This is a genomic window from Halorussus rarus (assembly GCF_003369835.1).
In the GTDB taxonomy this organism is placed as follows: Archaea; Halobacteriota; Halobacteria; order Halobacteriales; family Haladaptataceae; genus Halorussus; species Halorussus rarus.
The window spans coordinates 37,662-51,139 of sequence record NZ_QPMJ01000003.1 but is presented as its reverse complement, the minus strand read 5'-3'; the positions used below and the strand labels follow the sequence as shown (position 1 = coordinate 51,139).

Genomic DNA, 13,478 nt, shown 5'->3' with positions numbered 1-13,478 from the left:
ACTGGTACCGAGAGACGCGCACCAGGGAATGCGAACGCATCGGAAAATTTATTATCAGATGCGATATTTTCTTACTGACTAAGCGATATAAACGATGCCTGGCGTATTGCGAGACGAAATCACGGAGGGGTCGCTCGCGCGCTCACTGCTGGTTCTCGCGGCGCCGCTCGTCGTCCAGAACCTCGTGATCGTCGTCCAGCAGGTGGTCGACACGTTCTGGGTCGGCCGCCTAGGGGAGACCGCCGTGGCAGCCGTCGGCGCGGTGTTCCCCGTGACCGCGCTGCTGTTCAGCGTCACCACGATGCTGCTGACCGGGACCCAGGTCGTCGTCTCTCAGCGCGCGGGCGCCGAGGACCTCGCCGGGGGTCGCCGGACCGCGTTCCACGGGCTGACCGCCGCGCTCGCGGGCGGCACCGCGGTCGCCATCGTCGTCTTCCTCGGGGCCGACGCCGTCGTCTCGCTGGTGCTCTCGGGGGACTCGGTGACGCCGCTCGCGGCCACCTACCTCGCGTGGCTCGCGGTCCTGTTCCCGTTCGCGAGCATGAGCGACGCGCTCGAGGGCGGGTTCATCGGCTGGGGCGACTCCCGGGCCTCGATGTACGCCAACGTCTCGGCGGTCGCCACCAACGTCGCGCTCGACCCGTTCCTCATCCTCGGCTGGTGGGTGTTCCCCCGGCTCGAGATGCAGGGTGCGGCGCTGGCGACCGGTTGCGGCTACCTCGTCAGCTTCCTCGTCATGTTCACCCTCTACGTGCGCGGCCGCGACGGGTTCGCGCTCACCCGCGAGGCCGTCGGCTTCGACCGCGACGAGTACCGGAAGATCATCGACGTCGGGCTCCCGCGGGGCGCCCAGACCGCGGCCAGCCAGTCGGTCCGGGTGCTCGTCATCGCGGTCATCTCGGCGGTCGGTACCCCCGCCGCGCTCGCGGCGTACAACATCGGCGCGCAGGTCGCGACCGTCGCCTTCGTCCCCGCCCAGGGGCTGATGAGCGCGGCCCAGAGCGTCGTCGGCCAGAACCTCGGCGCGAACCGACCCGACCGGGCGCGCCGGACGACGTGGCTCGGCGCGGGCATCGCCGCGGTCGGGCTGACCGCCATCGGGACGGTCCAGTGGGTCGCGCCCGAGCTCATCGCCACGACGTTCGTGCCGGACATGTCGGCCGAGGGCGTCGCGCTGAGCGTCCGGTACCTCGAGATCCTCGTGTTCGGCTACTGGGCCATCGGCGCGATGTACCTGTTCGAGGCCGGATTCAACGGCGCGGGCCGGACGAAGGTCAGCCTGGCCGCCAACCTGCTGAAGTACTGGGCGGTCCGACTGCCTGTCGCCGCGGTCGGCGCGCTGGTGCTGGACTACGGCGTCCTCGCGGTGTTCTGGGCGGTCACCGTCTCGAACGTGGTCGCCGCGGTCGGCGCCGGCGCCTACTACTACTACACGACGAACAACGGGATGCTCCAGCGGGCCGCCGAGAAGGCGGCCGCGAGCGCCGACTGACGGGGCGACGCAGCGCAGCCGCGTCCTCACTCCACCCGCACCGTCCGCGAGTCGGTCACCGGAAGCAGCGGGAGTTCCGGGAAGACGACCTCCACGGTGTACTCCATCTCGTCGTCGGCGCCGCCGAAGACGCCGACCGGGACCGCGGTCTCGCCGTCGAGGTAGGTGGTCGTCTCGGTCATCTCGACGCCGTTGACCGTCACGCGGACGCCGGCCTGGGCGCCGTCGCCCGCGTTCCGGACCGTCACCTCGCGCATGTCGTTCTCGCCCTGCGGCACCGAGTCGGGGAACGAACCCCACTCGACGTCGACCCTGGGCAGGTCGCCGGCGCTCTCGAGGACCGCCTCGGCGACCCCGGCCGAGAGGCCCGCGTCGACCAGGCCGGACTCGCCCGCTTCCCGGACGTCGGCGGGCGTGGCGATGCCCTCCTTGGCGAGCTTGCTCGCCCGGCCCGAGCCGACGCCGTCGACGGCGGTCAGCCCGACCGCGTCGGAGCTGACGCCGTGCTCGATGCGGGCCTCGACTCGACTGGCGAGGTTGGCGGCCCGGGGCCGGTCGAACCGGTCGAGGAAGGCCCGGAGCGCCGCGAGCAGCCGGAGCGCGTTCTGGGTGATGACCCAGGCGTCACTCCGGAGTTCGGCCGGCGTGGTGCCGGTCATCGTCGAGCGCAGGATGGCCAGCACCTTGCGCGCGCCGGGGTCGAGGTCGCCCGCGCCCTGGCCCACCAGCACCGAGTCGACCGCCTCGCGCTCGGACTGGCGGGCGCTCACGCTGTCGAACTCCGCGGCGTCCGCGACCGTCCGGAGGATGTCGCCGTCCTCGACGGTCTCGCGCTCGGCGAGGTCGCGGAACTCCCCGGCGGTGTCGAGCCGGAGGTAGAACTTCGAGGCGAGCCGGCCCAGCGGGGTGGCCGAGACGTCGAGCTGGTCGCCGGTCTCGACGAACCCGCGGTCGACCAGGCGCTCGAGGGTGGCCCGGACCCGGTCGCGCAGCCCCTCGAAGTCGTACTCGTCGGGGTTCGACTCCGCCCGGACGTAGTAGAAGGTGGTCTCGAGCCACTCCATCACGTCCTCGAGCCCGCGGATGGTGCCCATCGCGATCTCGGCGTTGAGGTGGGCGTCGATGTCCTCGGCCAGCCGGGACTCGATCTCCTTGCCGTCCCGGAGCAGCCGGCGGTACTTGTCTGCCTCCGACCGGTCGCAGACCACCCAGCCGTAGCCCACGTCGTCGTACTCCGGGCGGCCGGCCCGGCCGAGCATCTGGAGGATGTCCAGCGGGCTCATGTCGACCTCGCCTTCGAGGGGGTCGTGGAGCTTCGTGTCCCGGAGCACGACGCACCGCGCGGGGAGGTTGACGCCCCACGCCAGCGTCGAGGTCGAGAACAGCAGCTCTATCTTGCCCTGCTTGAACCACTCCTCGACCCGGTCCTTGTCGGCCTTCGAGAGGCCGGCGTGGTGGAAGGCGACTCCGTCGAGCACCGACTGCCGGAGGGTGTCGTTCTGGAGCTCCTTCGCGTCGTTGTGGAAGTCGTAGTCGCCGCGGGCGCCGATGGGGACGTCGCGCTCGGCGAGCTCGTCGCGGGCCTTCTTGGCGGCCTGGACGGTGTCCTGCCGGGAGGAGACGAACACGAGCGCCTGGCCGTCGTCGCGGATGTGGGGCTCGGCGAGGTCGAGCGCGCGGTAGAGCCGCCTGTACTTGTCGGCGAACGAGTTGTCGCCGTGGGTGTAGGTCTCGACGCCCGAGTGGAGGTCGACCGGCCGGTAGTCGTCGCCGAACTCGAAGGTGGTCTCGGGCGGGGCGTCGAGCCACGCCGCCACGTCCTCGACGTTGGGCATCGTCGCCGAGAGCGCGACCACGCGGGGGTCGCAGAGCCGCCGGAGCCGCGAGACCGTCACTTCGAGGACGCTGCCGCGCTTCTCGGAGTCGAGCAGGTGGACCTCGTCGATGACGCAGCAGTCGACCTCGCGGATGAAGGCGTAGCGGCGCGAGTCGTGCTTCCGGGTCGCCGAATCGGCCTTCTCGGGAGTCATCACCAGGATGTCGGCGCGCTCGGCCCGGCGGGGATTGAGGTCGCGCTCGCCCGTGACGACGTACACCGAGTAGCCCAGGTCCTCGAACCGCTCCCACTCGCTCTCCTTCTCGTTGGTCAGCGCCCGCATCGGGGCGACGAAGAGGGCGGTGCCGCCGGCCTCCAGGGTCCGACAGATGGCGAGTTCGGCCAGCGCGGTCTTCCCGCTGGCGGTCGGCGCGCTCGCGACCACGTTCTCGTCGGTCGCGACGAGCGCGTCGACGACCTCGCGCTGCATGTCGTTGAACTCCTCGAACGGGAACACCTCGACGAACTCGGGGTCGGGGACGGCCTCGGCGACTTCCATCGTTCGTTTCACGGCGTCGGGGTCCCAAAGGCGTTTCTCTATGGTCGCGGACAGGTCGGGGACGGTGGGCGCGTCCCCTGGCGAATCCGACAAGAACGCTCGCCGAGAGCCCTCACCACGCCTCGCGGAGCACGTCCTCGACGTCCTCGGCGCTGGCGTCGAGGCCGGCAGGCGCCCGCTCCATGACGCGGTCGTCGACGACGAACTCCGCAATCGCGGGCAGGTCCTCCTCGCGCGTTTCAGGGAGGTCGCGGAGACGCGTCGGCGTGCCGAGCGAATCCCGGAGCTCCGTCACCGCGTCGACGACCGCCTCGCCCACCGCGTCGTCGGAACGCCCCTCGGTCTCGACGCCGAATCCCTGGGCGAGCAGGTCGCGGGCCGCGTCGACCGCCGAGAAGAGGTACCGGAGGACGTGGGGGACCACGACCGCGTGGACCGCGCCCTGCTGGACGTCGTACCGGCGGGCGAACCCGTGGCCGAACGCGTGGACGACCGAGAGCTTCCGGTCGAACTGGACCAGGAGCGCGCCGACCACCGCGCGGTCCATCAGCGCGGCGGCGTCTTCCTCCGAACCCCCGTCACCCACGACCGCCGGAAGCGCTTCGCTCAGCAGCCGGAGGCCGTGGACCGCGGTCGCGTCGCTGACGGGGTCGGCGTCCCGGGCGTAGGGCGTCTCGATACCCTTGTCGACGCCGTTCATCGCCGACCCGGCCAGCGCGCCGGCGGGCGTCGTCTCGAACAGCGCCGGGTCGGCGAAGTCCGCGAGTGGCATCGCCGAGCCGCTGGCGGTGACCGGCTGTCCGGTCGGCGACTCGCCGGCCGAGAGGACCTCGAGTGAGCCGCCGGCAGAAACGTCCGCGCCGGCGAACGTCGTGGGGATGACGACGACCGGCGGTCGCTCGGCGGCGTCCGGGTCGGGCGGGGCGACCTCCCCGTCGTCGCGGGCCTCCTCGCGTAGGTCCGCCAGCGACCGCCCGTCGGCCGCGAAGACGCCGGCCTGCCGAGCCACGTCGAGGCTGCTGCCGCCGCCGACGCCGACCAGGACGTCGGCGTCGGCCTCCTCCATCGCGTCGATGGCCTCGAAGGCGGCCTCGGCCTGTTTCTCCGGGGTCGTGCCGTCGAAGACGCCGACGAGGCGGTCGCCCAGGCCGGCCCGGACCGGGTCCATCAGGTCGTCGTTGGCCCCGACGTTCGACCCGCAGACGACCAGCGCGCGGTCGAGGCCGCGGTCGGCGAGGTACTCGCCCAGTCGGTCCGCGCAGCCGCGGCCGTAGACGACGTCGCAGCCGCGGTACTCGTGCTCGAACGCGTCGGCTACCGGGAGCATGGCTCGTCGGTTCGGTCGCGACCGCAATGAAGGTGGAGGCTCGCGACGAATCGGAGAATCCGGGAATCGGCCGTCTGGGCCGACTACGACTCGCCAAGCAGTATCTCGCGCAGCTCCGCGGGCGAGGCGGCCACCGCGTCGGCCGCCGAGAGGTCCAGCTCCTCGTCGGACTGGTTCCGGTAGCCGACCGCCTTCATTCCGGCGGCCTTCGCCGACTTCACGCCGTTCGTGGAGTCCTCGACGGCGATGCAGTCCTCGGGCTCCGCGCCGACCCGCTCGGCGGCGTACTCGTAGACGTCGGGTTCGGGCTTGCTCCTCCCGTCGATCTCCTCGGCGCTGATGACCTCGTCGAACGCCTCGCGGAGGTCGAACCGGTCGAGCATCCGGTCGATCCAGTCGCGGGGCGACGACGAGACCAGCGCGACGGTCCGACCGTCCTTCCGGAGGTCGGCGACCAGGTCCTCGAACCCGTCCATCAGGTCGACCCGCTCGCCGTAGATGTCGCGGGCCGTCTCCTCGTAGCGGGCGACGAACTCGTCCTTGCTCGCGGTCATCTCGTGGCGCTCCTCGAGGTAGTCGTATATCTCCCGGAAGTTCATCCCGGTGGTCTCGCTGGTGTCGGGCTCGCCGTCGACCGCCGCGGGAAGGATCTCCTCCTGTTCGGTCTCGACCCAGTAGCGCTCAGAGTTCACGATGACGCCGTCCATGTCGAACAGCACAGCCGTCGATTGCACGCCCCGACCGACGCGGCGGACGGGGATAGGTTTTTCCGAGATCGGGAGGCTGACGGAGGGAGCGGGTCGTCACGCGTCCCGGGACGGAGCCGACTCCTCAGACGTCCTGCCGGCGGCGCCACTCGTCGCGCACGGTGGGACCGACGCCGCCGATTCCGATGAGGATACCCCAGGCCACGGCGCTCGGCGCGTCGAGCGCGTTGGCGGCGAGAAATCCGACCACTGCGACGGCGACCAGGAGCGCGGTTTCCTTCGTGTCGCGGGAGACCATGCGGGGAGGTCGTCCGCCCGAGATATAAATGAACCGTCACGACACGGACCGCGCGAGAGTTTAAGGCCGAGGACGGAACGAACCGGGTCCGTGAGCGAGACAGTCCACGTCTACGCCGGAGAGTGCACCACGACCTACACCGCGAGCGACGACGCCGGGAGCGAGCCGACCCGCCGGCGCGGCCGGGTCGTGGTGGTCCACAAGCCAGACGGTACCGTGCTCGTCCACGACGCCGCGGGGTACCAGCCGGTCGCGTGGCTCACCCGCGCGAACGCGGTCCACCGCGAGGTCGACGGCGACGGCGGGTTCGCCCTGGTCGCGGTCAAGGACGGCGAGCGCCTCCGGGTCGAGAGCCGCGGCCGGGCCCACCGCGGCAGCCACGCCGCGACCCCGGCGGGCGTCGAGGCGGGGACCTGCCCCGACTGCGACGGCACCCTCGTCCGGGCCCGCGGGGCGGTCACCTGCCTGGGCTGCCCGGCCGAGTACGGCCTGCCGAGGGACGCCGCGACGCTCGAATCGACCTGCGACTGCGGCCTCCCGCGGATGGCGGTCGACCGCGGCGCGCGCTTCGAGCTGTGCATCGACCGCGACTGCGAGGACCTCGACGCCGCGGTCCGCGAGCGGTTCGACCGCGAGTGGTCGTGTCCCGACTGCGGGGGCGACCTCCGGGTGCTGCGCGAGCGCACCCTCTTCCTGGGCTGCGAGAGCTACCCCGACTGCGAGGCGACGTTCGCGCTCCCCGACCGGGAGGTGGTCGGCACCTGCGACTGCGGTCTGCCGCTGGTCCGGGGAGACGGCGACGGCGGCGATGCACGCGAGGAGTCGGGGTGTCTCGCCCCCGACTGTCGCGAGATGAACGACGGAGAAGCAGGAGAAGCGACGGAGGAAGCGCCCAGTTAGCCCTCGGCCGCGTCGGTCCGCGCGGCGCGGACCCGGTCGGTGCCGACCCAGACGACCAGGCCGCCGGCCGCGGCCGAGAGCGCGAGGACCGACTTCGACGTGCCCGCGACGCCGACCGCGAGCGCGCCGAGAACCGTCGAGAGCGCGAGCGCCCGCGCCGGTCGCTGGTCGGTCGATCGAACGGCGACGGCCAGGAAGAGCGCGCCGACCGCCGCCCCGGCGACCACGTCGACGACGTAGTGGACGCCGAGGACGACCCGCGACGCCGCGACGAGGACGCCGATTCCGGCCGCGAGGGCGAGTCGGCGCTCGCGGTCCCAGACGTCCAGCGCGAGCGCGCCGGCGCCGTAGACGGCGGTCGTCTTCAGCGCGTGACCGCTGGGAAAGCCGTAGCTGTCGCCGGTCACCATCGACTCGTAGGCGGCGTGGCCGAACTGGGGAATCCACGCCGGCGGGGTCGCGGTGGCGGCTCCCGGCGGCCTGGGCAGGCCGAAGGCGTGCTTGAGCGCGACCGTCAGCGAGTAGGCGCCGACGGTCAGCGCGAGCAGGTAGACGCAGTCGGTCGCGGGCGCGTCCGTGAGCGAGCGGTCCCGCGACGCCAGCACGAAGAGCGCGCAGATGCCGACCACGACGAACCACATGTCGCCGAGCTGCGTGACGAGTCCGGCGACGGCGGTCACCGTTTCCGGCAGCCGAGAAGCGAACTCCGCTTCTCCGAAGCCACGTGTCATACGCGATGTCACAGATAGCGAATATTTATCACTTTTCAATCTTGTCGTTCTGTTGTGAAAAGACGCCGTTTCGTGACACTGGCAGGAGTTTCCGGAGTAGTTCCACTGAGCGGGTGTACGGGTGACGAGAGTCCGACGCCCGGGACCGACGCGACGGAGAGCGACAGACGGACCGAGGCCGCGGTGAAAGACTCGACGACCACCAGGGTCAACTTCGATTACCCGGACGGGCTGTCCGAGGAGGGCGTCACGGACGTCGAGCGCCTGAACGACCAGGTGATCGACGGCATCGAGAGCACCAGTTTCGCCTTAGACTACGAGATCGAATCGACGGACGACAGCACCTACAAGGTGAGCGAGACCGCCCGGTACGACCCCGAATCGGAGGAGGGGCTGACGCGAGTGCAAGCGTCGAGCGGCGAGCGATCGGTGAACTACGCCACGTACCAGTCCGGCAGCAAGGTGTACATGGCCGAGGGGCTGGGCGGTCAGGTCGAATACAGCGCGTACGACCTGAGCACCGGGGAGAATCGGTTCGACAGGAGGACCGCGGTCGATACCGCACGGGAGGACCTGGACTTCGTCGACAGCCTCACGTACGCGGTGGACAGCGTGGAGGTACGCGACGGGAGGGCAGTCGCGGCGCTGACGATTACGGGGACTAGCGAGGGGGATGATTCGTGGGTGAGCGACCCCAGCGGCAGAATGTACGTCAGCGAGGCGGCGTGGCCGGTCGAGTTCCGCTACGAGGGGACCAGTAGCGAAGGGTCCTTCGAGGCGAACGGCGAGTTCAGCGACATCGGGAGCGCGGAGGTCGATAAACCGGACTGGGTACAGAAGGCCAAGGGCTCGTAGGTTGCGTAGCGGTCCTCGACCTCGCAAAAGACCGGAGCCCCTTTGACGCCGCGAACCGGAACGGCGACCATGGACGGACGCCTGCGCGACGGCGAGGTGGTGGTCGGCGGCGACGCCCGCCAGCGCTTCTACGACTCCAGCGGGTACGGCCGCCCGCTCGGCGGCCAGGAGATCGCGCTCTCGCGGGTCGAGGCCGCCTACCTGCTGTTCAAGGGCGACATCGATTCGGTCGAGGGGATGGGCTTCCGGGAGCTGCTCGCCGACGCGGGCGGCGAGATCGCCACCCGATTCCTCGTGTACGCCGACCTGCGCGACCGGGGGTTCTACCTCTCGCCCGCCCGCGACGGGTGGGTCGACGCCCCGCGGTCGAACGTCGATCTCGTGGTCTATCCCCGCGGGAAGGGCCCGTGGGACGACGCGGTGCTCTACCGGGTCCGGGTCGTCGGCGAGCGCGCGGCGGTGCCAGCCGATGACCTGGGCGAGACGGTGCTGGCGGTCGTCGACGAGGAGAGCGAGATCACCTACCTGGAGACCGACCGCGCGGACCTCCGCGGGAGTTCGGGCACCGACCTGCCCCGGGACGTCGCCGCCGATCTGCTGGACGACCGCGTGCTGGTCTGGGACCCGCCCGAGGTCCTCCACGAACGGGGGTTCTACGGCCAGCCGCTCGACGACCGCGACGGCCACCCCGACCGGCCGCACGCCCTCCAGCTCTCGCTGGTCGAGGCCGCGTACCTCGCCGACGAGCGCGCGCTCTCGCTCGACCCCGGGACGGTCGGCGAGCGCGGTCGCGAGGTCGAGGGCGAGCGGTTCGACCGCCGGCTCCGGGTGTACCGGGCGCTCCGCGAGCGCGGCGTCGTGCCCAAGACCGGCTTCAAGTTCGGCGCGGACTTCCGGACCTACGCCGACGTGGAGTCGGTCGACGACCTGGGCCACTCGGAGGCGCTGGTCCGGGTGCTGCCGGCCGACCGCGTCTTCTCGCCGCGGGACCTCGCGCTCGACGTGCGGCTGGCCCACGGGGTCCGCAAGCGGATGATCTTCGCGCTCGTCGGGGCGGAGGGCGTGTCCTGGCTGGCCGTCAAGCGGCTGACGCCCTGAAGCCACGAGGGAGCCGTTCGTTCGCGGTCTAGTTACTTCCCGGATCGCTACCGCCGGAGTTGAGGTCGCGAGTCGCAACTGCGGTGTAGTTCAGGCCCGCGAAGTACGTCTCGACGACCTCGCACTCGCCGAACGCCGACTCGATTGCGGTCGGGACGTCGGCCTCGGTGTTCCAGTTGCCGACGAGGTGGAGTGCTCGCCGCACCAGCGGATTCACGACCCGGAGGGGTCCCGACGGAAACGCCCGGACGTCGAAGACGACGAACCGACCGCCCGGGCGGAGCGCCTCGTGCACGCGCTCGGCGACGGCCCGGGGTGACGGCATCACGCTCAGCGAGAGCGTCGCGAGCGTCGCGTCGAAGCTCTCGGCAGGCAGGTCCACCCGCCCCGCGTCGGCCCGGCGGACGGTGACGTTCTCCCAGCCGCGGTCGGCGACGCGAGCGCGGGCCCGGTCGACCATCGCCGGGCTGTAATCGACGCCGACGATGTGCCCGTGGGGGCCGACCGCGTCCCGGAGCGACGCGAAGTTCACGCCGGGGCCACAGCCGACGTCCAGGACGGCGTCGCCCGGTTCGAGGTTCAAATACTCGACCGCCGTCCCCCGCATCGGTTCGTAGTCGGCCTCGCTCAAGCCGTAGTGGTCGCTCCAGCGGTCCCACACGCGCCTGCTCCGTTCGAGGTGAGCCCGCCGTCCGGTGCCCGCTTCGTCTCCCGGAGAATCCATCGCGTCCCGCATACTCGTCTCTCGGGGCGTGACGGTGACCGTCCTATTCCCGATACTCATCGGGTCTTTAAGTAACAAGGCGTCGATAGGTCGCCCGTGAAGTCCCTCGAACTCGTGGTCGAGCACACGTCGGAGACCATCCATCCGATGCACGCGTTCGTCTGCGACTCCCCGGCCGTCGAGCGCGAAGTGCTGCTTGAGGGCAAGACCGGCGACGGGACCCGGACCCTGCTGTTCTACGTCGAGGGCGACCCGGCGGCCTACGAGTCGGTCCTCGCGGCGCGGGACGACGTCGCCGAGTACGACCTGCGGCCGGACGGCGACGACGGGTTCTTCCTGTACGTCCGCGCGCCGAACACCGACCGCGACGCCCCGCTGTTCGACGCGTTCCGGCGGAACACCGTCGTGGTGGTTCCGCCGGTCGAGTTCCGTTCCGACCGGACGATGCGGCTCACCGCCGTCGGCCACGGCGACGACCTCCGCGACCTCCTCGACGCGCTCCCCGACGCGGTGGACGTCACCGTGCTGTCGGTCGGTCCGTTCACGCGCGGCCTGGGGGCGACGCTCACCGGCAGGCAGCGCGAGGCGCTCGCCGCGGCGTGGGGCGTCGGCTACTACGAGGTGCCGCGAGACGGCGACGTCGAGGCGGTGGCCGCCGAACTCGACTGCGCGGTCTCGACCGCGTCGACCCTGCTCCGGCGCGCCGAGTCGCGACTCGTCGCCGACGCCCTCGGCGAGCGGTCCCGATAGGGTCGGTTGTAGTTCCGTACCGTCTGTTCAATCGTCGGACCTTGTGACGCTCACTACATCTCGGATGGAGAACAGTACCGAGAACAGCTACAATCGACCCTATGACGCCACCGCCGAAGCGAACCCTTTTTGCGCCGACGAGCACCTACACTGGAGTAGATTGGCTCGCCGCCAGTCGATTCCGCTATGACCGGTGACGAATCCGCACGCGAGACCGACGTATCGCCCGACGACCACAGCCGCGCGTCGGGCGAACGCTGGCGCGAGCCCGACGTGTCGCCCCGAATCCGCACCGACGGCGGCACCGCGACCGGCGAGGACGAGACCACGCTGGACCCCTGGGGCTCCTCGACCGTCGCCGACTACCGGAAGCTGTTCGAGGAGTTCGGCATCGAGGAGTTCGACGAGGTGCTGCCCGAGGTGCCCGACCCCCACTACCTGATGCGCCGCGGGGTCATCTTCGGCCACCGCGACTACCGGCGGGTCGCCGACGCGATGCGCAACGACGAGCCCTTCGCGGCGCTCTCGGGGTTCATGCCGACGGGCGACCCCCACATCGGCCACAAGCTGGTGTTCGACGAGATAATCTGGCACCAGCAGCGGGGCGGCGACGCCTACGCGCTCATCGCCGACCTGGAGGCCAACAGCGCCCGCGGGATGACCTGGGACGAGATCGACGAGCACGCCCGGGACTACCTGCTGAGCCTGCTGGCGCTCGGGTTCGACCCCGAGGAGGGGACCGTCTACCGCCAGTCGGCCGACCGCGACGTCCAGGACCTCGCGTTCGAGCTGGGGTCAAAGGCCAATTTCTCGGAGCTCGAGAACATCTACGGGTTCTCGGGCGAGACCAGCGTCTCGCACATGCAGAGCGTCGTGACCCAAATGGCCGACATCCTCTACCCCCAACTGGAGGAGCCCAAGCCCACGGTCATCCCGGTCGGGCCCGACCAGGACCCCCACGTCCGGCTCGCCCGCGACCTCGCGGCCCGGATGCGCTACTTCGGGGTCACGAAGGCCTACGCCAGCTTCGAGGCCGACCCCGAGGAGCGCGAACTGCTCGCGGCCGCCTACGCCGCGCTCTCCGAGGAGGCCGAGGAGCGCGCCGAGGGCGGCGACGCCGAGCCGGTTCGCTGCGAGGACGCCGCCGACTGGCTCGAAGACGAGATGGCCGCGGACGACGCCCGGAACGGCGCGGTCGCGAAGCTCCGGGAGGCCGGCAAGGAGCCCCTGCGGCCCCGGGTCCGGTTCCTCGACCGGAACGCGACCGACGAGGCGTTCGAGGCGCTTATCGGGGCCGTCGAGGGCGAGAAGCGGGTGTTCGAGGAGCACGTCGACTCGTTCGAGCTCGACCGCGACGAGGCCGAGGAGCTGGCCCGCGAGGTCGAGATCGACCACGGCGGCTACGGCTTCGTCGCGCCCTCCTCGATCTACCACCGGTTCATGACCGGGCTCACCGGCGGGAAGATGTCCTCGTCGGTGCCGGCCAGCCACATCAGCCTGCTCGACGACCCCGAGGACGGCTACGACAAGGTGAAGGCCGCGACCACGGGCGGCCGCGAGACCGCCGAGGAGCAGCGCGAACTGGGCGGCCGGGCCGACGAGTGTCCGGTGTACGAGCTGTACGCCTACCTGCTGGCGGGCGACGACGACGAGTTCGCCCGGGAGGTGTACGACGAGTGCGTCGGCGGCGAGCGGCTCTGCGGCGACTGCAAGGAGCAGGCCGCACAGCTGATGCGGGAGTTCCTGGCCGAGCACCAGGAGAAGCGCGAGGAGGTCGAGGAGCTGCTGGACGAGGCCGACATCGAACTCGACAGCGACCGCACGCGCGACTGACGCGGCTCGTTCTCCCGCCGGCGCTCTCCGACCACTCTGGCTCGGCGCTCCGGCCGGCGTCGTTCACTTGCGCGCGTTTCGGCAACAGTTAACCGCTCGGAGCCGGAGGGTCGACACATGGCGACTGCGAACGCGAACGCGCTCGAACCGCTCGGCGTCGGCGTCGGCGTGCTGCTCGTCCTCGTCGGCCTCGCGACCATCGTCGGAACGCCGTGGGCGTACAAGTCCGGCGGCCTGCTCCTGCTGCTCGGCCAGGGCCTCGGCGCGGTGGCGGCCATCGCCATCGGCGCGGGACTCGCGTGGGTGGCCCGGGACTGACGTCCCGAGCCGACCGTCACGGCGCTCGCCGGGACTCCGAGCAGACGCGGAGAATCCTCCTCGAAGCAGA

At 70.9% G+C, this 13,478-nt stretch carries 13 protein-coding genes; 7 read left to right on the top strand and 6 right to left on the bottom strand.

What is annotated here, in order from left to right; genetic code table 11:
* The first annotated feature begins 94 nt into the window (after window positions 1–94).
* On the top strand, window positions 95–1,492 hold the full coding sequence (locus DVR07_RS16375; RefSeq protein WP_115798396.1) for an MATE family efflux transporter: 1,398 nt from the start codon (window positions 95–97) through the stop codon (window positions 1,490–1,492).
* A gap of 26 nt (window positions 1,493–1,518) precedes the next feature.
* Here DVR07_RS16375 and DVR07_RS16370 read toward each other — a convergent pair whose 3' ends face one another.
* The 4 genes from DVR07_RS16370 to DVR07_RS21810 form a co-directional block, all read right to left on the bottom strand.
* On the bottom strand, window positions 1,519–3,867 hold the full coding sequence (locus tag DVR07_RS16370; protein ID WP_115798395.1) for a DEAD/DEAH box helicase: 2,349 nt from the start codon (window positions 3,865–3,867) through the stop codon (window positions 1,519–1,521).
* Between the two features lie 112 nt (window positions 3,868–3,979).
* Window positions 3,980–5,194: an iron-containing alcohol dehydrogenase family protein gene (locus DVR07_RS16365; protein WP_115798394.1), complete on the bottom strand. Its 1,215-nt coding sequence runs from the start codon at window positions 5,192–5,194 to the stop codon at window positions 3,980–3,982.
* A gap of 83 nt (window positions 5,195–5,277) precedes the next feature.
* On the bottom strand, window positions 5,278–5,928 hold the full coding sequence (locus tag DVR07_RS16360; RefSeq protein WP_240318897.1) for an HAD family hydrolase: 651 nt from the start codon (window positions 5,926–5,928) through the stop codon (window positions 5,278–5,280).
* A gap of 97 nt (window positions 5,929–6,025) precedes the next feature.
* Window positions 6,026–6,199: a hypothetical protein gene (locus tag DVR07_RS21810; RefSeq protein WP_162829609.1), complete on the bottom strand. Its 174-nt coding sequence runs from the start codon at window positions 6,197–6,199 to the stop codon at window positions 6,026–6,028.
* A 90-nt stretch (window positions 6,200–6,289) separates the two neighbouring features.
* Here DVR07_RS21810 and DVR07_RS16355 point away from each other — a divergent pair, with 90 nt between their 5' ends.
* Window positions 6,290–7,099, top strand: a complete 810-nt coding sequence (locus DVR07_RS16355) for a topoisomerase DNA-binding C4 zinc finger domain-containing protein (protein WP_115798393.1) — start codon at window positions 6,290–6,292, stop codon at window positions 7,097–7,099.
* On the opposite strand, the gene DVR07_RS16350 is transcribed toward DVR07_RS16355, so the two are convergent.
* On the bottom strand, window positions 7,096–7,830 hold the full coding sequence (locus DVR07_RS16350; protein WP_115798392.1) for a phosphatase PAP2 family protein: 735 nt from the start codon (window positions 7,828–7,830) through the stop codon (window positions 7,096–7,098). The two genes, DVR07_RS16355 and DVR07_RS16350, sit on opposite strands and share 4 nt — an antisense overlap.
* A 54-nt stretch (window positions 7,831–7,884) precedes the next feature.
* On the opposite strand from DVR07_RS16350, the gene DVR07_RS16345 reads away from it, so the two are divergent.
* The gene (locus DVR07_RS16345; protein ID WP_449272233.1) at window positions 7,885–8,685 is read left to right on the top strand and encodes a DUF7537 family lipoprotein; all 801 of its coding nucleotides are present in this window, start codon (window positions 7,885–7,887) and stop codon (window positions 8,683–8,685) included.
* Window positions 8,686–8,754: 69 nt separating this feature from the next.
* Window positions 8,755–9,783, top strand: coding sequence for a tRNA-intron lyase (endA, locus tag DVR07_RS16340; RefSeq protein ID WP_115798390.1), 1,029 nt, complete (start codon window positions 8,755–8,757; stop codon window positions 9,781–9,783).
* A 28-nt stretch (window positions 9,784–9,811) separates the two neighbouring features.
* On the opposite strand, the gene DVR07_RS16335 is transcribed toward endA, so the two are convergent.
* A complete protein-coding gene (locus DVR07_RS16335; RefSeq protein ID WP_205254558.1) occupies window positions 9,812–10,567 on the bottom strand; it encodes a class I SAM-dependent methyltransferase in 756 nt (251 codons plus the stop codon).
* Window positions 10,568–10,603: 36 nt separating this feature from the next.
* Here DVR07_RS16335 and DVR07_RS16330 point away from each other — a divergent pair, with 36 nt between their 5' ends.
* From DVR07_RS16330 to DVR07_RS16320, 3 genes are all read left to right on the top strand, one after another.
* Window positions 10,604–11,257 carry a helix-turn-helix domain-containing protein gene (locus DVR07_RS16330; protein WP_115798388.1) on the top strand — a complete coding sequence of 218 codons (654 nt, stop codon included), beginning with the start codon at window positions 10,604–10,606 and terminating at the stop codon, window positions 11,255–11,257.
* 186 nt (window positions 11,258–11,443) lie between these two features.
* Window positions 11,444–13,090 (top strand): tryptophan--tRNA ligase, encoded by a 1,647-nt coding sequence (locus DVR07_RS16325; RefSeq protein WP_115798387.1) that lies wholly within the window; start codon window positions 11,444–11,446, stop codon window positions 13,088–13,090.
* Between the two features lie 117 nt (window positions 13,091–13,207).
* Window positions 13,208–13,408 carry a hypothetical protein gene (locus tag DVR07_RS16320; protein WP_115798386.1) on the top strand — a complete coding sequence of 67 codons (201 nt, stop codon included), beginning with the start codon at window positions 13,208–13,210 and terminating at the stop codon, window positions 13,406–13,408.
* Window positions 13,409–13,478 lie beyond the last annotated feature (70 nt).

What these genes read in the sequence shown, in the direction of transcription:
- DVR07_RS16370 (WP_115798395.1), bottom strand. Translation starts at nt 3,867, where the DNA reads ATGGAAGTCGCCGAGGCCGTCCCCGACCCCGAGTTCGTCGAGGTGTTC.
- DVR07_RS16375 (WP_115798396.1), top strand. Translation starts at nt 95, where the DNA reads ATGCCTGGCGTATTGCGAGACGAAATCACGGAGGGGTCGCTCGCGCGC.
- DVR07_RS16365 (WP_115798394.1), bottom strand. Translation starts at nt 5,194, where the DNA reads ATGCTCCCGGTAGCCGACGCGTTCGAGCACGAGTACCGCGGCTGCGAC.
- DVR07_RS16350 (WP_115798392.1), bottom strand. Translation starts at nt 7,830, where the DNA reads ATGACACGTGGCTTCGGAGAAGCGGAGTTCGCTTCTCGGCTGCCGGAA.
- endA (WP_115798390.1), top strand. Translation starts at nt 8,755, where the DNA reads ATGGACGGACGCCTGCGCGACGGCGAGGTGGTGGTCGGCGGCGACGCC.
- DVR07_RS16335 (WP_205254558.1), bottom strand. Translation starts at nt 10,567, where the DNA reads ATGAGTATCGGGAATAGGACGGTCACCGTCACGCCCCGAGAGACGAGT.
- DVR07_RS16325 (WP_115798387.1), top strand. Translation starts at nt 11,444, where the DNA reads ATGACCGGTGACGAATCCGCACGCGAGACCGACGTATCGCCCGACGAC.
- DVR07_RS16320 (WP_115798386.1), top strand. Translation starts at nt 13,208, where the DNA reads ATGGCGACTGCGAACGCGAACGCGCTCGAACCGCTCGGCGTCGGCGTC.
- DVR07_RS21810 (WP_162829609.1), bottom strand. Translation starts at nt 6,199, where the DNA reads ATGGTCTCCCGCGACACGAAGGAAACCGCGCTCCTGGTCGCCGTCGCA.